This window comes from Streptomyces sp. NPDC039465, assembly GCF_055639315.1.
This window is the reverse complement of record NZ_JBVKAP010000007.1, coordinates 285,777-302,984: the sequence shown is the minus strand read 5'-3', so window position 1 is coordinate 302,984 and position 17,208 is coordinate 285,777. Positions and strand designations below refer to the sequence as shown.

General features: G+C 72.3%; 15 protein-coding genes. 8 read left to right on the top strand and 7 right to left on the bottom strand.

Going from position 1 to position 17,208, the window contains the following annotated elements; all coding sequences use genetic code 11:
* Positions 1-205 precede the first annotated feature (205 nt).
* Both kbpA and ACZ7LT_RS24140 read left to right on the top strand, forming a co-directional pair.
* Positions 206-1,036, top strand: coding sequence for an AfsK-binding protein KbpA (gene kbpA, locus ACZ7LT_RS24145; protein ID WP_471238165.1), 831 nt, complete (start codon positions 206-208; stop codon positions 1,034-1,036).
* A gap of 113 nt (positions 1,037-1,149) precedes the next feature.
* Complete coding sequence (locus ACZ7LT_RS24140) at positions 1,150-3,525, top strand: outer membrane protein assembly factor BamB family protein (RefSeq protein ID WP_471238164.1); 2,376 nt, start codon at positions 1,150-1,152, stop codon at positions 3,523-3,525.
* Between the two features lie 23 nt (positions 3,526-3,548).
* Here the strand turns inward: ACZ7LT_RS24140 and ACZ7LT_RS24135 are convergent, their stop codons facing one another.
* Positions 3,549-4,103 (bottom strand): hypothetical protein, encoded by a 555-nt coding sequence (locus ACZ7LT_RS24135; RefSeq protein ID WP_471238163.1) that lies wholly within the window; start codon positions 4,101-4,103, stop codon positions 3,549-3,551.
* Between the two features lie 122 nt (positions 4,104-4,225).
* On the opposite strand from ACZ7LT_RS24135, the gene ACZ7LT_RS24130 reads away from it, so the two are divergent.
* Positions 4,226-4,738: a hypothetical protein gene (locus ACZ7LT_RS24130; RefSeq protein WP_471238162.1), complete on the top strand. Its 513-nt coding sequence runs from the start codon at positions 4,226-4,228 to the stop codon at positions 4,736-4,738.
* Here ACZ7LT_RS24130 and ACZ7LT_RS24125 read toward each other — a convergent pair.
* From ACZ7LT_RS24125 to ACZ7LT_RS24115, 3 genes are read right to left on the bottom strand one after another with little or no spacing between them, the layout of a single operon-like run.
* Complete coding sequence (locus ACZ7LT_RS24125; protein ID WP_471238161.1) at positions 4,735-5,517, bottom strand: enoyl-CoA hydratase/isomerase family protein; 783 nt, start codon at positions 5,515-5,517, stop codon at positions 4,735-4,737. The genes ACZ7LT_RS24130 and ACZ7LT_RS24125 overlap by 4 nt on opposite strands.
* Entirely contained in the window at positions 5,514-5,945 is a 432-nt protein-coding gene (locus ACZ7LT_RS24120) for a Zn-ribbon domain-containing OB-fold protein (RefSeq protein ID WP_471238160.1), read from the bottom strand. The genes ACZ7LT_RS24125 and ACZ7LT_RS24120 overlap by 4 nt, the downstream gene beginning before the upstream one ends.
* A gap of 10 nt (positions 5,946-5,955) precedes the next feature.
* Positions 5,956-7,104, bottom strand: a complete 1,149-nt coding sequence (locus tag ACZ7LT_RS24115; RefSeq protein WP_471238159.1) for a lipid-transfer protein — start codon at positions 7,102-7,104, stop codon at positions 5,956-5,958.
* An 88-nt stretch (positions 7,105-7,192) separates the two neighbouring features.
* Between ACZ7LT_RS24115 and ACZ7LT_RS24110 the strand changes: the two genes are divergently transcribed.
* The gene (locus ACZ7LT_RS24110; protein ID WP_471238158.1) at positions 7,193-8,749 is read left to right on the top strand and encodes a FadD3 family acyl-CoA ligase; all 1,557 of its coding nucleotides are present in this window, start codon (positions 7,193-7,195) and stop codon (positions 8,747-8,749) included.
* Here the strand turns inward: ACZ7LT_RS24110 and ACZ7LT_RS24105 are convergent, their stop codons facing one another.
* From ACZ7LT_RS24105 to afsR, 3 genes are all read right to left on the bottom strand, one after another.
* Positions 8,750-8,875 (bottom strand): hypothetical protein, encoded by a 126-nt coding sequence (locus tag ACZ7LT_RS24105; RefSeq protein WP_471238157.1) that lies wholly within the window; start codon positions 8,873-8,875, stop codon positions 8,750-8,752.
* 190 nt (positions 8,876-9,065) lie between these two features.
* Positions 9,066-9,290: a hypothetical protein gene (locus tag ACZ7LT_RS24100; protein ID WP_471238156.1), complete on the bottom strand. Its 225-nt coding sequence runs from the start codon at positions 9,288-9,290 to the stop codon at positions 9,066-9,068.
* Positions 9,291-9,523: 233 nt separating this feature from the next.
* Entirely contained in the window at positions 9,524-12,475 is a 2,952-nt protein-coding gene (gene afsR / locus ACZ7LT_RS24095) for an SARP-family global regulator AfsR (protein ID WP_471238155.1), read from the bottom strand.
* A 180-nt stretch (positions 12,476-12,655) separates the two neighbouring features.
* On the opposite strand from afsR, the gene ACZ7LT_RS24090 reads away from it, so the two are divergent.
* From ACZ7LT_RS24090 to ACZ7LT_RS24075, 4 genes are all read left to right on the top strand, one after another.
* Positions 12,656-13,873 carry an amidohydrolase family protein gene (locus ACZ7LT_RS24090; protein ID WP_471238154.1) on the top strand — a complete coding sequence of 406 codons (1,218 nt, stop codon included), beginning with the start codon at positions 12,656-12,658 and terminating at the stop codon, positions 13,871-13,873.
* A 106-nt stretch (positions 13,874-13,979) separates the two neighbouring features.
* Positions 13,980-14,903, top strand: a complete 924-nt coding sequence (locus ACZ7LT_RS24085) for an LLM class F420-dependent oxidoreductase (RefSeq protein WP_471238153.1) — start codon at positions 13,980-13,982, stop codon at positions 14,901-14,903.
* A 10-nt stretch (positions 14,904-14,913) separates the two neighbouring features.
* A complete protein-coding gene (locus ACZ7LT_RS24080) occupies positions 14,914-15,675 on the top strand; it encodes an SDR family NAD(P)-dependent oxidoreductase (protein WP_471238152.1) in 762 nt (253 codons plus the stop codon).
* Between the two features lie 94 nt (positions 15,676-15,769).
* Complete coding sequence (locus ACZ7LT_RS24075) at positions 15,770-16,894, top strand: LLM class flavin-dependent oxidoreductase (protein WP_471238151.1); 1,125 nt, start codon at positions 15,770-15,772, stop codon at positions 16,892-16,894.
* Positions 16,895-17,208 lie beyond the last annotated feature (314 nt).

Here is a 17,208-nt window from a genome sequence, read left to right as displayed (position 1 = left end):
CGTCACACCCCCATAAGGCTTATTAACAGCCTGTGGACAACTTCGGTGGACAACCCATGGAAACCCTGGACCGGGAACTCCATATGTGGCCGTTTGTTCGATTTGAGGGGCCTTTCCCTGCCTGCGTAGGACGATCCCCGCCGCTAACTTGACCGTGACGGGCACCACACCGACCCGTAACGACCCGCACCAGGGAAGGACGCCCATGGCCGCATTCGCAGAGGGCACACCCTGCTGGGTGGACGCGCAGCTGCCCGATCTCGAAGCGGGCAAGCGCTTCTACGGCGAGCTCTTCGGCTGGACGTACGACGAGGACGCCGGCGCGGCCTACGGCCACTACACCAACGCCTTCCGCGGCGGCCGGCGCGTCGCCGCCCTCGCCCCCAAGCGCGACGGCCGCCTCCCCACCACCTGGGGCGTCTACCTCGCCACCCCCGACGCCACCGCGCTCGCCGCCCGCATCGAGGCGGCCGGCGGCTCGATGGTGCGGACGCCCTTCCCCGTCGGCCCCTTCGGGACCATGGCGCTCGCCGCCGACCCCGGAGGCGCGGTCTTCGGCCTCTGGCAGCCCGGCAGCCACGCAGGCTTCGAGCTGCAGAACGCACCGGGATCCTTCTGCTGGACCGAGGTCTACACCCGCGACAAGGAGGCCGTCGACGCCTTCTACGCATCGGTCTTCGGCTACGAGACGCGGGACATCGACGCCGCGTTCGACGAGGACGCCGAGCCCATCGACTTCCGGGTCTGGTCCCCCAAGGGCAGCAAGGCGGCCGACGACACCGCGATCGGCGGCCGGAGCGTGATCACCAACGTCTTCCCCGCGGAGATGCCCAGCCACTTCCTCGTCTACTTCGCCGTCGAGGACTGCGACGCCACCGTCGAGACCGCCACCCGTCTGGGCGGTCGCGTCACCGAGCCGCCCTTCGACACCCCGTACGGCAGGATCGCCGCGCTCGTCGACAACCAGGGCGCCGCCTTCGCCGTCCTCGCCGAGCCGGAGCCGGAGCCGCTTGATCAGGGCGGCAGGGGCGAGTGATATGACCTGAGACACCCCGATCCGCCCCCGGGTTCGCCTCGGCCGCCTCGGACAGGAACAATCAGGGGGCGCGGGGCCGTACCCTCATGGCCCTACGGGGAGGTGGCAGGCAAGTGGAGCAGCTGACGCAGCACGACCCGAGGCGGATCGGACCCTTCGAGGTGCTGGGCCGGCTCGGTGCCGGCGGTATGGGCCTGGTCTATCTCGCACGCTCGGCCTCGGGTCGGCGCGTGGCGATCAAGACCGTAAGGACCGAGCTCGCCGAGGACCAGCTGTTCCGTGTCCGCTTCACCCGCGAGGTAGAGGCCGCGCGGGCGGTCTCCGGCTTCTACACGGCGGCCGTGGTCGACGCCGACCCGCGGGCCGCGGTGCCGTGGCTGGCGACCGCGTACGTCCCGGCGCCCTCGCTCGAGGAAATAGTGAATGAGTGCGGGCCACTGCCCGCCCAGGCCGTGCGCTGGCTGGCCGCGGGCGTCGCCGAGGCCCTCCAGTCCATCCACGGCGCGGGCCTCGTCCACCGCGACCTCAAGCCGTCGAACGTGCTCGTGGTCGAGGACGGGCCCCGGGTCATCGACTTCGGTATCGCCTCCGGCGTCTCCAACACCCGGCTGACCATGACGAACGTGGCCGTCGGCACACCCGCCTACATGTCGCCCGAGCAGGCGCGGGACTCGCGCAGCGTCACCGGCGCCAGCGACGTCTTCTCGCTGGGCTCGATGCTGGTGTTCGCGGCCACCGGACACGCGCCCTTCCACGGCGCGAACCCCGTCGAGACCGTCTTCATGCTGCTGCGCGAAGGGCCGGACCTGGAGGGGCTGCCCGACGAGCTGCGGCCGCTGATCGAGTCCTGCATGCAGATGGAGGTGGGGCTCCGGCCCACCCCCGCCGACCTGCAGGCCCAGCTCGCCCCGCACCTCTTCGGCTCCGGCAGCGACGACAGCGGGACCGCGTCCGCGTGGCTGCCCGCGCGGGCCACCGCCATGATCGAGGCGCGGCGCGGGGGCCGCCCCTCGGCCCCGCCGCCGGCGACCCCACCGACCCCGCCCAGACCGCCCCGCCCCGCCTGGCAGGGCGGCGAGGATCCGCGGACGGGCCAGGCGGCCCCCGGACCCGTACGGCTGGTCGGCGCCGCGGTGCCCATCGGACCCGGGCCCCGGGTCGCCGACACACGCGCCGCGATCGTGGCCGACGCGGGCCCGGCGACCGGCTGGATCCGCCGGCCCGGCGCCACCGAGCCCGCCCCCGCGCCCGGGACGCGCCCGCTGCCGTCCCCCGCCCAGGCGCCGGAGGCCGCACAGCCCCCCGCGCCCGCCGAGCCCGCCGAGCCCGCCGAGCCCGGCCCGTGGCGGCCGTGGCGGTTCCGGATGTCGAACGACGTCTGGGGCACCCCCGTCGTCGCGGGCGACCTGCTCTACGTCACCTCCTTCGAGGTCCACGCACTGGACGTGGCGACGGGGCGGCGGCAGTTCAAGACCCGGGACGTGGCCTGGTCGATGACGGTCGACGGCGGCCGGATCCACGCCTCCGACGGCCCGACCCTCTACGCCCTCGACGCGCTCGACGGCACCGAGCGCTGGCGGCTTCAGACCGACGCGTGGGCGTACTCCCTCAAGGCCGACCGCGGCACGGTCGTCACCGCCACCCGTGGCGGCGGTGTCCAGGGCTGGGAGGCGTCCAACGGCGCCAAGCTGTGGGAGATCACCGGAGCGCAGACCGACTTCGAGACCCCCGAGGCGGGGCCGGTGATCCACGGCTCCACGGTGTACGTGTGGCGGGACGCCCGCCTCCAGGCGCTCGACGCCCGCACGGGCGTGGAGCGCTGGTCGTACCCGATCGGCGACGCGGCCTCCTGCGGCGGCGTGCCCGTACGGGTCGCCCCGGCCGAGGACGGCTGTGCGTACGTCTCCGCCGGGACGCGGGTGCTCTGCGTCGACATCGCCTCCGGACACGTCCGCTGGCACTTCGAGGCCCCCGCGGTCTTCCTCTCCCCGCCCGCCTTCGCCCCCGGCCCGGCCGTGACCGGCGGCGGGGTCTACCTCGCCGACTACCTCGGCACGGTCTACGCCCTGGACGCGACCACCGGCAAGGACCGCTGGCGGATCGCCACCGAGTCCCGTCAGTCGATGGAACCGGTCCTCGTCGTCAACGGCAACGTCCACGTCGGCAGCGGCAGCGCGCTCTACACCCTCGACGCGGTCACCGGCACCCCCAAGTGGCGCTTCGCGGCGGGCGGCGATGTCATCGGCACCCCGGTCGTGGCCGACGGCCGCGTCCACTTCGGCTCCGCCGACCACGTCCTCTACACCCTCGACGCGAGCGGCGGCCAGCTCCGCTGGAAGCTCGCCACCGGCGGGGAGATCACCGGCTCGCCGGTGGCCAAGGGCGGGGTGGTCTACGCGTGCAGCAAGGACCGCTGCGTCTACGCCCTTGACGCGGTGAAGGGCACGGCGACCGGCCGCGGCGCCGGCGCCCGCCCGGCGGCCGGCTGACCCGGCGCGACTTTCGAAACGCCCTAGACCGGCCCGTCGCGGTCCCGCGGCGGGCGGGGCTCGTCCCAGGTCGGCGTGTCCATCGTCCGGGTCGGTTCCTGGGCGTGCGGGGGCGGCTCGTACGGGCCGGGAGGCGCCGGACGGTGTTCCAGGCGGTCCCGGCGGCGGGGGCGGCCCGACATGATCACGGCGGCCAGGAGCAGCAGCGCCCCGCCGCCGAAGGCGTTCGCCACGCCGTCGCCGATGCCCGTCCCGTCGGAGCCCACCGTCAGGCCTTCCTCGACCTGGCCGACGCGGACCATCCACAGGATGGTGAAGCCCAGCACGATCACGCCCGCGAGCGCCACCAGCAGGCGCGAGCGCAGGACGACGCCGATCAGGGTGATCGCGGCCGCGACGACGAACGGAAGCAGGATCGAGACCCACAGCTCCGATTTCACGTCCGTGATGCCGCTGAACAGGTCACCGATGCGGTAGTCGCGTCCGTGCCGGCCGTCGTACCAGGCGCGGAAGGGGCTCCACACGGCGGCCGCCGCTCCGACAAGGGCCACCACGGTGCCGATGACGTTCCGAATCATTCTCCGACGCTACGCCCGGGCCGTGCGGGCCGCCACGCGGGACGGAGGGGGCGCGGAGTATGAGAAGGTGTCGTGCGCCCGTCAAGAGCGGGCTTTCGGACACTCACTCAACGGGGGTTGAAATGAAGCTTCGCCATGTCCGCGCCGTCGCCGTCTTCGGCATCGCCCTGGTCGCGCTGACGGGCGCCCGCGGCTCCGGCGGTGGTGGCTGTGACAACCACAGCAGCTCCTCCAGCAGCTCCGGCGGGAGCTCCTCCTCGGGCAGCTCGTCCTCCGGCAACGACGGCAGCAGCAGCAGCTCCGGCGGCGTCTCCGTGCCCGGCGGCTCCGGCGCCAACAAGGCCGAGCGCGACGTCCGCATCGACGACTGCCTGATCACGCGGGACAAGCTCACCGTGAAGCTGACCGTCACCAACAACAGCTCCACCACCTACAAGTACGACGTCGGCGTCCAGTTCAAGGGCGAGATCGGCGGCCCCTCCGCCAACGTCGCCATCGCCAACGTCGACGACCTGCTCGTGCCGGCCAACTCCTCCAAGAGCACCGAGGCCAGCACCCCGTACACCGGCACCGGCGACGGCTCCGAGTACAAGAAGTGCCAGGTCATGAGCGCCAGCCGGGTCTCGGCGAGCTAACGCAGCCGAAAGCCCGCACTCCCCGCCCCGCGCCTGCCCGTAAACAGCTCCGCCTGCCGCTTCGGCGGCAGGTTCCCGAGCGCGATCAGGTGCCGGGCGTGGGCGAGCGCCTGCGCCCGCGCCGCCTCCTTGGCCGACCACACCGCCCGTACGGTCCCCTGCACCGCCTCCGTCGGATGGCCGGCGATCACGGCGGCGGCGTTCCTGGCCGCCTCCACCGCCCCGCCGGGCGGGGTCAGCTCGGACACCAGGCCCGTCTCGTACGCCCGCCGGGCCGAGATCCGCTCCGCCGTCCCCATCAGGGACATCCGGGCGACCTCACCGAACGGCATCCGCTGCGCCATGTAAACCGCCTCGTAGGCGCTGACCATGCCGTACGTCGTGTGCGGGTCGAAGAACGTCGCCTCCGTCGAGGCCACCACGAACTCCGCCTCGCCGAGCAGATAGAAGGCCCCGCCGCAGGCCATCCCCTCCACGGCCGCGATCACCGGCTTCCACAGGTCGTTCGCCTTGGGGCCGGCGGCGAGCAGCGGATCGTCGATCGAGTACGGCGAGGAGGGCTGCTCCACCACCGCCTCGCGGTCGATGCCCGTGCAGAAGGCCCGGGTGCCGGAGCCGGTGACGACCACCGCCCGTACCGTGTTGTCCCGCCTGAACTCACGCCAGATGTCGCCGAGTTGGGCGGCCATCTCCAGCGTGAGGGCGTTGTGCTTCGCCGGGCGGTCCAGGGTGACCAGCGCGACCCCCGACTCCTTGTCGCACTCCACCCGAACGCTCATGAGCGCTCCAGCAGCCAGCGCGGCACGCTCACCCCGTCGATCTCGGCGAAGACGACCCGCACCGTCGCACCGATCCGCAGCCGCGCCGGATCGACCGAATTGAGCGCCGCGTCCGGCGCGGCCACCACATTGCCGGCCAGCCGGATCTGCGGGGCGTCCACCAGCTCGACCAGGACCGCGTTGTACGGCGCCTGTGCGGCGTAGTCGGGCAGCAGCGGCGGGTGCGGGATCACATACGACCAGATCCGGCCGCGTCCGCTCATCCGGAGCCACCGGCTGTCGAAGGACTGGCAGCGCGGGCAGCACGGCCGGGGCGGGAACCGCGGCTCGCCGCAGTCCGGCGCGGCACAGGCCTGGATCCGCAGCTCCCCCTGGGCGGCGTACTCCCAGAAGGGGGCGCCGTCCTCGTCGATGACGGGTGCGAGCATCGTGAGCTCCTCACGCTCGAAGCAGGATCGCCGATGTGGGGACGCCCTCGCCTGCCGTGACCAGGCAGGTCGACGCGTCCGGGACCTGCGCGGTGCTGGTGCCGCGCAGCTGCTTCACGCCTTCGTTGATCAGGTTGAAGCCGTGGACGTACGCCTCGCTGAGTCCGCCGCCGCCGGTGTTGACCGGCAGCCGGCCGCCGATCTCCAGCGCGCCGCCCTCCGTGAAGGCGCCCCCCTCGCCGCGGGCGCAGAAGCCGTAGCCTTCCAGCGACAGCGGGATCAGCGGGGTGAACGCGTCGTAGATCTGGGCGACGTCCACGTCCTGGGGGCCGAAGTCGGCCTGCTTCCACAGTTGCCGGGCGGCGGTCCAGGCCGGGCCGGTGAGCGGGTCGTTGTTCCAGTAGTTGACCATGCCGTGGTGCTGAGCGGGCAGGCCCTGGGCGGCGGCGTGCACGTACACCGGCCGCTGCCGGCAGTCGCGGGCCCGCTCGGCAGAGACGATCACGCAGGCCAGCGCGCCGTCCGTCTCCAGGCAGTTGTCGAAGAGGCAGAGGGGCTCGCTGATCCAGCGGGCGGTCATGTACATCTCGCGGGTCAGCGGGCGCTCGTACATGATCGCGGCCGGGTTCTGGTTGGCGCGGTTGCGGCAGGCCAGGGCCACGTTGAAGAGGTGGTCGCGGGTGGCGCCGTACTCGTGCATGTAGCGGCGGGCGAGCATCCCGATCTCGTCGGAGGGGCGCAGCAGGCCGAACGGCCGGGTCCACTGGCCCGGGGTGGGGAGCTGGACCGCCGTGTTCTTCCACGGCCGGGGGCCCGAGCCGCGCTTGCGGGACCGCCAGGCCACGCCGACGCCGGCCTGGCCGGTGGCGACGGCGGCGGCGAGGTGTCCGACGGTGGCGCAGGAACCGCCGCCGCCGTAGCCGACCTTGGAGAAGAAGGTGATGTCGCCCGCGCCGATGGCCTTGGCGACCTCGACCTCGTCCGTCTCCTCCATGGTGTACGAGGCGAACGCGTCGACCTCCGAGGGGGCGATGCCCGCGTCGTCGAGCGCGGCGAGGATGGCCCGGCAGGCCAAGGTCTTCTCGGATTCAGGGAGTTGTTTCGCGAAGGGGGTCTGTCCTATGCCGACGATCGCGGTCGCGTCCTTGAGTCCTGGCACCGGCACCTCCGCGGTGGGTCGCTGCTGCTGACAGCGCGTCAGGCTACCGCTAATCTGACGGATAGTCAGCTAATCGGGAGGGGCGGAGATGCGCGGGGACCTGGAGTGGGGCTCGATCCCGAGGCTGGTGCGGTCGGCCGCCGAGCGGTACGGCCCGAGGGAGGCGGTCGTCGAGGGCCGCACCCGGATCACCTACGCGGAACTCGGCGAGCGCGTCGAGCGGGCCGCGGCCGCCTGTATGGCGGCGGGGGTGCGCCCGGGTGACCGCGTCGCCCTCTGGGCGCCCAACACCCTCGACTGGATCGTCTCCGCTCTCGGCGCGGTGACCGCCGGGGCGGTGCTCGTCCCGCTCAACACCCGCTTCAAGGGCGCGGAGGCGGCATACGTCCTCTCCCGCTCCCGCACCCGGCTGCTCTTCATCACGGGCACGTTCCTGGGCACGTCGTACGTCGCCTCGCTGCGCCGGTCCGGGGTCGAACTGCCCGACCTGGAGCAGGTGGTGGTCCTCGCGGACAGCGCTCCGGAGGACTACCGCACCTGGAAGGACTTCCTGTCGGGCGGGGACGCGATCGGCGCCGACGAGGTCAGGGCCCGGGCCGACGCCGTGGAGTCCGCCGCGCCCTCGGACATCATCTTCACCTCCGGCACCACCGGCCGGCCCAAGGGCGCGGTCATCACGCACGCCCAGACCCTGCGCTGCTACGGCGTCTGGAGCGAGCTGGCCGGGCTGCGGGAGGGCGACCGCTATCTGATCGTGAACCCGTTCTTCCACACCTTCGGCTACAAGGCGGGCATCATCGCCTGCCTGATGCGGGGCGCGGTGATGGTCCCGCAGCCGGTCTTCAACGTCGACACCGTCCTCGCCAACATCGCCGCCGAGCGGATCTCGGTGCTGCCCGGCCCGCCCACGCTCCACCAGTCGCTCCTGGACCACCCGGCCCGCGGAAGCCATGATCTGTCCGCCCTGCGGCTTGTCGTCACGGGCGCGGCGGTGGTGCCGCTCCAGCTGGTGGAACGCCTGCGGTCGGAGCTGGGGGTGGGGACGGTCCTCACGGCGTACGGTCTGTCCGAGGCGAGTGGCATCGTGACGATGTGCCGCCGCGGGGATCCCCCGGAGGTGATCGCGGCGACCTCGGGCCGGGCGATCCCGGACACGGAGATCCGTATCGAGAACGGCGAGGTGCTGGTCCGCGGCCACCATGTGATGGGCGGCTACTTCGAGGACCCGGAGGAGACGGCGAAGGTCCTGGACGCGGACGGCTGGCTGCACACGGGCGACGTGGGCGAGCTGGACGCGGCCGGCAATCTGCGGATCACGGACCGGATCAAGGACATGTTCATCGTCGGCGGCTTCAACGCCTACCCGGCGGAGATCGAGCAACTCCTCGGCATCCACCCCGAGATCGCGGACGTGGCCGTGATCGGGGTCCCGGACGCGCGCCTGGGCGAGGTGGGCAAGGCGTTCGCGGTCCGGCGGCCGGGGGCGACGCTCACCGCGGACGACCTGATCGCGTGGGCGCGGCGGGAGATGGCGAACTACAAGGTCCCGAGGGAGGTGGAGTTCGTCGCGGCGCTGCCCCGGAACGCGAGCGGGAAGGTGGTCAAGGGGGAGCTGCGCGACCGGTCCGCGCGGGGGACCGGCTGATCAGCGTGGGGCGACGGTCACGGCGTGGCCCGTGGCGTGGACGTTCGCGGCCGCGGAGGTCGCCGAACCCGCGGTGACCGCGACGGCGATGAGGGCGCCGAGGAGCAGGCGTCTGGCGCGGTTCATGCGATCCTCCGCAAGGACGGGTTGTTTCCGGACATGACTGACCCTAGGTGTCGGTCGGGCGAATGTTCGATGGTTGCCGTGTGTTCCGGACAACTTATGGCGGGTAAAAGACCGCGGCCGCGACGGCTCCCCCTCCGCGCCGCCGCGGCCGCACCCCGTGGGTGAAGGTCTTCGTCCCCCGTGTACGGCCTTACTTGGCCGGTTCGGTCGTCGCGTGGATGTTGTCCGTCGACGCGTCGCCCGTGCCGGCCTCGGGGGCCGCCGGGGCCGGGGCCGGGTTGGTGCCCGTGGCGTGGATGTTCTTGATGCCGATCTTCTCGGCGACGGCGTCGGTCGCCGGGGAGCCGGTGGCGTGGATGTTCTTCGTCTGGATCTGCTCGCCGCCGGTGCCGGTCGCGTTGGTGGTGTCGCTCATGGTGTTCTCCCGTTGGTGTCGTGCGTCAGACGCTGGGTTTGGGCAAGGCCCGCCCGGCTGTTCCCCCGTGGACGGCCGGACGGGCCTCTTGGGGCCGTTCACCCTAGTGCGTTGGAGCGACGGCCTCTCCAGTGACCCGTCTGCCCCCCGACGCGACGGATCCTTGAAGAAAAGAATGCCGTGCGGCGATAAACGAACGATGAACGTCTGATTCGGGCGTCCGCCGGGGTCGGTCAGGCGGCCGCGACCGGCTTGAGCAGGGCACGGACCGCGTCGGCCTCGGGGGAGCCCAGCTCCTCGTAAATGCCGAGGGCCTCCTGCCAGCAGACCCGCGCGCGGCCGTTCTGCCCGATGCCGTCCAGGGCGCGGCCCAGGACCGTCAGGACGTTGCCCCGGCGCCATTCGCCGCCGATGCCGCGCAGGACGGTGAGCGCCATCTCGGCGTTGGCGGCGGCCTGCGCGTGCCGCAGGGCGGCGATGTCGACCTCGGCGAGGCGGAAGAGCGTCATGCCCTCCCACAGCCGCTGGCGGCTGTCGCGGAAGACGTCCAGGGCTTCGCGGAGCCGGTCGGCGGCGGCCGGGAGGCGTCCGCTCTGGGTGAGCGCGAGCCCCAGGGCGTAGCGGCCGTTGGCGCCCTTGAGTGCGTGGCCCATGGCGTCGTACATGTCGGTGCCCTGCTGGGCGAGGGTGACCGCGCTGTCCGTACGGCCCATGCCGAGGTGGATACGGGAGAGGTTGCACAGGGCGCTGGCCTCGCCGGCCTGGTCCTCGCAGCCGCGGAAGGCGTCGATGGCCTGGGTGAGGTGCTGTTCGCCGTCGTCCTGCCGGTTCTGGTAGATGGCGATGACGCCCCGGGTGTTCGCCGCCCAGCAGCAGGGGAGCGGGTCGCCGATCGCCTCGGCCTGGCCCATGGCCTCCCGGGCCTCCTGGTCGGCCTGGTCGAAGCGGCCCGAGACGTGGTGGACGTAGGCCAGGGTGACCGAGGCGCGGGCCTCCGCCCTGGTGTCGCCGGCCGCCCGCGCGGCCTCGCGCAGCCCGGCGGCCGCGGCTTCGTATTCCTTGGAGTTGGCGCCCGACTCGGCGAGGTCGAGGGAGGCCCACAGTAGGTCCACGGACCGGCGCAGGGTGGCCGCGGTCGTCGACTGGCGCACGCATGCGAGGAGGCAGTTGGCCTCGGCGTAGAGCCAGTCCTGGGCGGCGTGGCGGTCGGTGAAGGCCAGGCCGGGGTGGGTCGTCGGCTCCAGGTGGTCGACCAGACGGTCGCCCGGCCGCTCGATGGCGTAGACCCCCGCCGCCGTCGACAGATAGAAGTCGAGCAGCCGCGACAGCGCCGACTCCCGCTCGGCCGGGGGCTGTTCATCCCGCTCGGCGCAGGAGCGCGCGTAGAGGCGTACGAGGTCGTGGTAGCGGTAGCGCCCGGGGGCGGCCGACTCCAGGAGGGAGGTGTCGACCAGGCCCTCCAGGAGGTCCTCCGCGTCCCGCACCGGCAGGTCCAGGACCGCGGCGGCGGCCGCGAGGGAGATGTCGGGGCCGTCGGCGAGGCCGAGCAGGCGGAAGGCGCGGGCCTGGGCCGGCTCCAGCTGGCCGTAGCCGAGTTCGAAGGTGGCCTTCACGGCCAGGTCGCCGGCCTGGAGCTCGTCGAGGCGGCGCCTCTCGTCGGCGAGCTTGGCGGCCAGCACGGACACGGTCCAGGTGCGCCGGGCCGCCAGCCGCGAGGCCGCGATCCGGATGGCGAGCGGCAGGAAGCCGCAGGCGGCGACCACGTCGAGGGCGGCCTCGCGCTCGGCGGAGACCCGCTCCCTTCCGACGATCTTGGTGAAGAGCTGGAGAGCCTCCTCGGGGGACATCACATCGAGGTCCACGAGGTGCGCGCCGGCCAGGTCGACCATCCGGGTGCGGCTCGTGACCAGGGCCGCGCAGCCCGGTGTGCCCGGCAGCAGCGGCCTGATCTGGGCGGCGTCGCGGGCGTTGTCGAGCAGGACGAGGATGCGCCGGCCGTCGAGGGTGGAGCGGTAGAGCGCGGCCCGCTCGTCCAGGGAGTCCGGGATGGCCGCGTCCGGGGTGCCGAGCGCGCGCAGGAAGGAGCCGAGGACGGTCTCGGGCTCGGCGGCGCGGGCCCCGGCGCCCTGGAGGTCGACGTACAGCTGGCCGTCGGGGAAGTGCGGCCGGGCGTCGTGGGCGACGTGGACAGCGAGCGTGGTCTTGCCGACCCCGCCGATCCCGGCGAGGGCGGAGACGGCCATGACCGAGCCCTCGGCGGTGGCGAGCCGGTCGCCCAGCTCGCGGACGAAGGCGGCGCGGCCGGTGAAGTCGGAGACCGTGGCCGGGAGCTGGGCGGGGCGGTTGCGGCTGGGCGCGGGCGCGGCGGACGGTTCGACCGGGCGGGCCAGCTCGGCGTCGGCCTGGAGGATGCGCTGCTGGAGCCGGGCGAGCTCGGGGCGCGGGTCGACGCCGAGCTCGTCGGCGAGAAGGCGGCGGGTGTCGGCGTAGACGGCGAGGGCCTCGGCCTGCCGTCCGCTGCGGTACAGGGCCAGCATGAGGAGCTCGCGCAGCCGTTCGCGCAGGGGGTGCGCGGCGGTGAGGGCTGTGAGCTCGGAGACGGCCTCCGCGTGCGACCCGACCTCCAGGTCCAGGTCGAGGCGGGACTCCAGGATCTGGAGCCGCCACTCCTCAAGGCGGGCCCGCTGGGTCTCGGCGTACGGGCCGGGTACGGAGGCGAGCGGCTCGCCGTCCCAGAGGCCCAGCGACTTGTTGATGAGGACGCGGGCCTGGGTGCGGTCCCCGGCGGCGCGGGCCTTCTCCGCCTCGGCGACGAGCTCCTGCGCCACGTGCAGGTCGAGGGAGTCCGCGCGGGTGCGGATGGCGTAACCGCCGGACTCGCTGACCAGGACACCGGGGGCGAGGACCTTGCGTAGCCGCGAGGCGTACGTCCGGACCGCCGCGAGCGCCTGCGAGGGCGGTTCGTCGCCCCAGATGGCGTCGATCAGCTCGGAGGCGGTCGCCGTGCGGCCGTCGCGGAGCAGCAGCGCGGCCAGCAGGGCGCGCTGCTGCGGTGAGCCGGAGGGCAGGGCTTCGCCGTCCCGCCACGCGCGGACCGGGCCGAGCACACCGAAGCGCAGGTCACTTCTGTGACCTGTCAGCGGAGCCCGCTGCTCCGGTACGCGTGGCCCGTTGTCGCGGTCCATAGCTCCCCCTGCTCGCACCCCTGGTCCCTGGTCCCTGGTCTTGTCGCTGGTTTCGCCCCCGACAGTCTGCCTTGTCCGGAGCGGGCGCGTCAGCATCGGGTGACTCTCTGCACAAGGTCATGACAGGATCCGGCTACCACAGAGCTGACGGACCGTCAGATCGGCGCTACCGTGGAAGGCATGGAGACCTTCCCGAAGATCATCTCGGTGGACGACCACACGGTGGAGCCCCCCAACGTCTGGCGGGACCGGCTCCCGTCGAAGTACCACGACGTCGGACCCCGGATCGTCCGGGCGCCGCTGAAGGAAATGACCTTCCTCGGCGGCAAGTTCGCCCCGGTCATGGGCGCGAAGGGGGACGAAGGGCCGATCGGCGACTGGTGGGTGTACGAGGATCTGCACCGCCCCCTCACCCGCCTCGACACCGCCGTCGGGTACGACCGCGACGAGATCAAGCTCGAAGTGATCACGTACGAGCAGATGCGGCCCGGGTCCTACAGCGTGCCCGACCGGCTCGCGGACATGGACGTCAATCACGTCCAGTCCGCCCTGTGTTTCCCCACATTTCCCCGATTCTGCGGGCAGACATTCACCGAGGCCGGCGACCGCGAGCTCGGGCTGCTCGGGGTGCGCGCCTACAACGACTGGATGGTCGAGGAGTGGTGCGGGCCCCAGGCGCACGGCCGGCTCATCCCGCTCACCCTGATCCCGCTCTGGGACGCCGAGCTGGCGGCGGCCGAGGTGCGCCGCAACGCGGCCCGTGGCGTGCGGGCGGTCGCCTTCTCCGAGATACCGCCCCACCTGGGGCTTCCCTCGATCCACACCGACTACTGGGACCCCTTCCTGGCCGCCTGCGACGAGACCGGCACGGTCGTCGCCATGCACATCGGATCCTCGTCGAGGATGCCGTCGACATCGGCGGACGCGCCGCCCGCGGTCGGCTCCACAATCACCTTCGCCAACTGCTGCTTCTCGATGGTCGACTGGCTGATGAGCGGCAAGTTCGAGCGCTTCCCGAACCTCAAGGTCATGTACGCCGAGGGTCAGATCGGCTGGATTCCGTACATCCTCGAGCGCGCGGACGTCGTCTGGGAGGAGAACCGCGGCTGGGGCGGCGTCGCCGACAAGGTCCACCGGCCACCGTCCGAGCTCTTCGCCGGCCATGTCTTCGGCTGCTTCTTCGACGACGCCTTCGGGCTGCGGAACCTCGACGCCGTCGGGGTCGGCAACGTGCTGTACGAGACGGACTACCCGCACTCCGACTCGACCTGGCCCAAGTCCAAGGAGGTCGGCCAGGCGCAGATGGGGCACCTCGACCCGGAGGTGGTGGAGCGGATCGTGCGGGGCAACGCGATCGATCTGCTGGGTCTGACGGCGGACGGGCTGTGGGCGGCCTGACCCGCCTCTTCGTGGTGTGAGCCCGACCCCTTGTCTGATGGACCGTCAGCCACAACCATGGACCCCTCGCTGGTGACGACCCGTCAGGTTGAGGTGGGTGGGGTCCATGGTGATGTACGGGATGCAGCTCCCGGTCCAGTCGCAGAGCAGCCTCTACGCCGAGCCGTGGGAGGCCGGGGCCGGGCCCGGGGACCTCGTCGCGATCGCCGCGACCGCCGACCGCTGCGGCTTCGGCTATCTCGCCTGCTGCGACCATGTGGCGATACCCCGCAGGCTGGCGGGGGCCATGAGCACGGTCTGGTACGACCCTGTCGCCACCCTCTCCTTCCTCGCTGCCGCCACCTCGCGCGTCCGGCTGCTGAGTCATGTCGCCGTCGTGGGGCTGCGCCATCCGCTGGTCACCGCCAAGGCGTACGCCACCGTCGACCACCTCTCCGGGGGGCGGCTGGTCCTCGGGGTCGGGGCCGGGCACGTACAGGAGGAGTTCGACGCCGTCGGCGCCGACTTCGCCGGGCGCGGGGCCGTGCTCGACGAGACGATCGACGCGCTGAAGGCGGCCCTAGGGCCGGAGGAGTACCCCGCCTTCGCCGGGGAGCGGTTCGCCTTCAAGGACCTCGGGCAGCGGCCCCGGCCCGCCCAGGAGCGGGTGCCCGTCTGGGTCGGCGGCTCCTCGTCGGCCGCCGTGCGGCGCGCCGCGCTCAAGGGGGACGGCTGGCTGCCGCAGGGCGATCCCCGGGACCGGCTGCCGGGGCAGATCGCGCGGCTGCGGCGGCTGCGGGAGGAGGCGGGGGTGACCGATCCGCTCACCGTCGGCGCCATCACCGAGCCGCTGTACGTCGGCCAGGCGTCCTGGGACACCGGCCGGCGCACCCTGAGCGGCGCGCCGGAGGCCCTCGCCGAGTCGCTGCGGGCGTACGGCGCGATGGGTGTGCACCAGATCCAGGTGCGGTTCCGCTCCCGGAGCCGTACCGAACTGACCGATCAGATGGCGGCGTTCGCCGCCGATGTGGCTCCGCACCTTCAAGGCTAGGGAGTACGGCATGGGCAAGCTGGACGGGCGGGTCGTCGTCGTCACGGGCGCGGCGCGCGGACAGGGGGAGCAGGAGGCGCGGCTCTTCGCCGCCGAAGGGGCCAAGGTCGTCCTCACGGACGTGCTGGACGAGCAGGGCGAGGCGCTGGCGAAGGAGATCGGCGAGGACCGCGCGCGCTACATCCACCTCGACGTGACGAGCGAGGCGGACTGGGCGGCGGCCGTCGCCGCCGCCAAGGACGCCTTCGGGCCGATCACGGGCCTGGTGAACAACGCGGGGATCCTGCGCTTCAACGAGCTGGTGTCCACGCCGCTCGCCGAGTTCCAGGCGATCGTGCAGGTCAACCAGGTCGGCTGCTTCCTGGGGATACGGACGGTGGCGCCCGAGATCGAGGCGGCCGGCGGTGGCACGATCGTGAACACCGCGTCGTACACCGCGCTGACCGGCATGGCGGGCGTGGGCGCGTACGCCGCCACCAAGCACGCCGTCCTCGGGCTGACCCGGGTCGCGGCGGTCGAGCTGGCCGCGAAGGGCATCCGGGTCAACGCCGTCTGCCCGGGCGCCGTCGACACCCCGATGAGCCGGCCCGAGGGGGTCGAGCGCAGCGCGGTCGACGAGCTGTACCGCAAGCTCGTGCCGCTCGGGCGGGTCGGCGAGCCGGAGGAGGTGGCCGCCCTGGCCCTCTTCCTGAGCTGCGCGGACTCCTCGTACATCACGGGTCAGCCGTTCGTCATCGACGGCGGCTGGCTGGCCGGAGTCAGCCTCGTCTGACGCTTCGTCAGGTATTGACGGCCCCCGGGCGCGGTGCCACAGTCGACCCCATCGAGATCTGACGGCTCGTCAGAAATACCCGGAGGAGAAGACCTTGGAATTCGGGATCTTTGTTCAGGGATACGTCGGAAAGCGTGCCGAGACCGATCCCGAGGCGGAACACAAGGCGCTCATGGAGGAGACGGAGTACGTCATCCAGGCGGACCGGTCCGGCTTCAAGTACGCCTGGGCCTCCGAGCACCACTTCCTGGAGGAGTACTCCCACCTCTCGGCCAACGACGTCTACCTCGGGTACCTCGCCCACGCCACGGACCGCATCCACCTCGGCTCCGGCATCTTCAACCCGCTGGCCCCGGTCAACCACCCGGTCAAGGTCGCCGAGAAGGTCGCCATGCTCGACCACCTCTCCGGCGGGCGCTTCGAGTTCGGGTCGGGACGGGGGGCCGGCTCGCACGAGATCCTCGGCTTCATGCCGGGCATCACCGACATGAACCACACCAAGGAGATCTGGGAAGAGACCATCGCCGAGTTCCCCAAGATGTGGCTCCAGGACGAGTACGTCGGCTTCCAGGGCAAGCACTGGTCCCTGCCGCCGCGCAAGGTCCTGCCCAAGCCGTACGGGAAGTCCCACCCGGCGATGTGGTACGCGGCCGGATCACCGTCCTCGTACGCCATGGCCGGCAAGAAGGGCCTCGGCGTCCTCGGCTTCAGCGTGCAGAAGGTCTCCGACATGGAGTGGGTCGTCGACTCCTACAAGACCGCGGTCAAGGAGGCACAGGCGGTCGGCGACTTCGTCAACGACAACGTCATGGTGACCTCGACGGCGATCTGCGCCGAGACCCACCAGAAGGCCGTCGAGATCGCGGTCGGCGGCGGGCTGAACTACCTCCAGTCGCTGCTCTTCCGCTACCACGACACCTTCCCCCGGCCCGAGGGCATCCCGGAGTGGCCCGAGCTGCTGCCCGAGTACTCCGAGGAGATCATTGAGCTCCTCATCGCCGAGGAGCTGATGATCTGCGGCGACCCGGACGAGGTGCTGCGCCAGTGCAAGCGGTGGGAGCAGGCGGGCGCCGACCAGCTGTCGTTCGGGCTGCCGATCGGGGTCTCGTACGAGGACACCATGAACACGATCAAGCTCATCGGTGAGCACGTGATCCCCAAGATCGACACGGATCCCGTCCACCGCACCACCCGCTTCCGGCAGGCCGCGGGCGCCTGAGGGCGGGGCCGGGGCGCCTGCGGCGGGCTCTTCCCCACCCCGCCTTTTCCTGAACCGGGGCTCCGCCCCGGACCCGGGTGCCGGGTGCGGCCCGGTGGCCCGATTGCCTACAACCGGGGCGGGGTCTGCCCCCGTCGCAGCAACCCCCCGCCCACGGAAGGTTTTCGGGAAGTGGGGTCCCCCCACGCCCCTGGGCGTAGGGGCGGGGCGGGGGCTCACATCCCGCCCCCACGAGCGCGGGGCGGTGTCTTCCCGGACCGCCGCCTCGTACCGGCCCCGGCCGGAGGCCGTTCCGCGGCGGCCTCGGCCGGGGC

What these genes read in the sequence shown, in the direction of transcription:
- ACZ7LT_RS24130 (WP_471238162.1), top strand. Translation starts at nt 4,226, where the DNA reads ATGAAGCTTCGCCATGTCCGCGCCGTCGCCGTCTTCGGCATCGCCCTG.
- kbpA (WP_471238165.1), top strand. Translation starts at nt 206, where the DNA reads ATGGCCGCATTCGCAGAGGGCACACCCTGCTGGGTGGACGCGCAGCTG.
- ACZ7LT_RS24100 (WP_471238156.1), bottom strand. Translation starts at nt 9,290, where the DNA reads ATGAGCGACACCACCAACGCGACCGGCACCGGCGGCGAGCAGATCCAG.
- ACZ7LT_RS24125 (WP_471238161.1), bottom strand. Translation starts at nt 5,517, where the DNA reads ATGAGCGTTCGGGTGGAGTGCGACAAGGAGTCGGGGGTCGCGCTGGTC.
- ACZ7LT_RS24110 (WP_471238158.1), top strand. Translation starts at nt 7,193, where the DNA reads ATGCGCGGGGACCTGGAGTGGGGCTCGATCCCGAGGCTGGTGCGGTCG.
- ACZ7LT_RS24135 (WP_471238163.1), bottom strand. Translation starts at nt 4,103, where the DNA reads ATGATTCGGAACGTCATCGGCACCGTGGTGGCCCTTGTCGGAGCGGCG.
- ACZ7LT_RS24105 (WP_471238157.1), bottom strand. Translation starts at nt 8,875, where the DNA reads ATGAACCGCGCCAGACGCCTGCTCCTCGGCGCCCTCATCGCCGTCGCG.
- ACZ7LT_RS24080 (WP_471238152.1), top strand. Translation starts at nt 14,914, where the DNA reads ATGGGCAAGCTGGACGGGCGGGTCGTCGTCGTCACGGGCGCGGCGCGC.
- afsR (WP_471238155.1), bottom strand. Translation starts at nt 12,475, where the DNA reads ATGGACCGCGACAACGGGCCACGCGTACCGGAGCAGCGGGCTCCGCTG.
- ACZ7LT_RS24085 (WP_471238153.1), top strand. Translation starts at nt 13,980, where the DNA reads ATGGTGATGTACGGGATGCAGCTCCCGGTCCAGTCGCAGAGCAGCCTC.
- ACZ7LT_RS24090 (WP_471238154.1), top strand. Translation starts at nt 12,656, where the DNA reads ATGGAGACCTTCCCGAAGATCATCTCGGTGGACGACCACACGGTGGAG.
- ACZ7LT_RS24120 (WP_471238160.1), bottom strand. Translation starts at nt 5,945, where the DNA reads ATGCTCGCACCCGTCATCGACGAGGACGGCGCCCCCTTCTGGGAGTAC.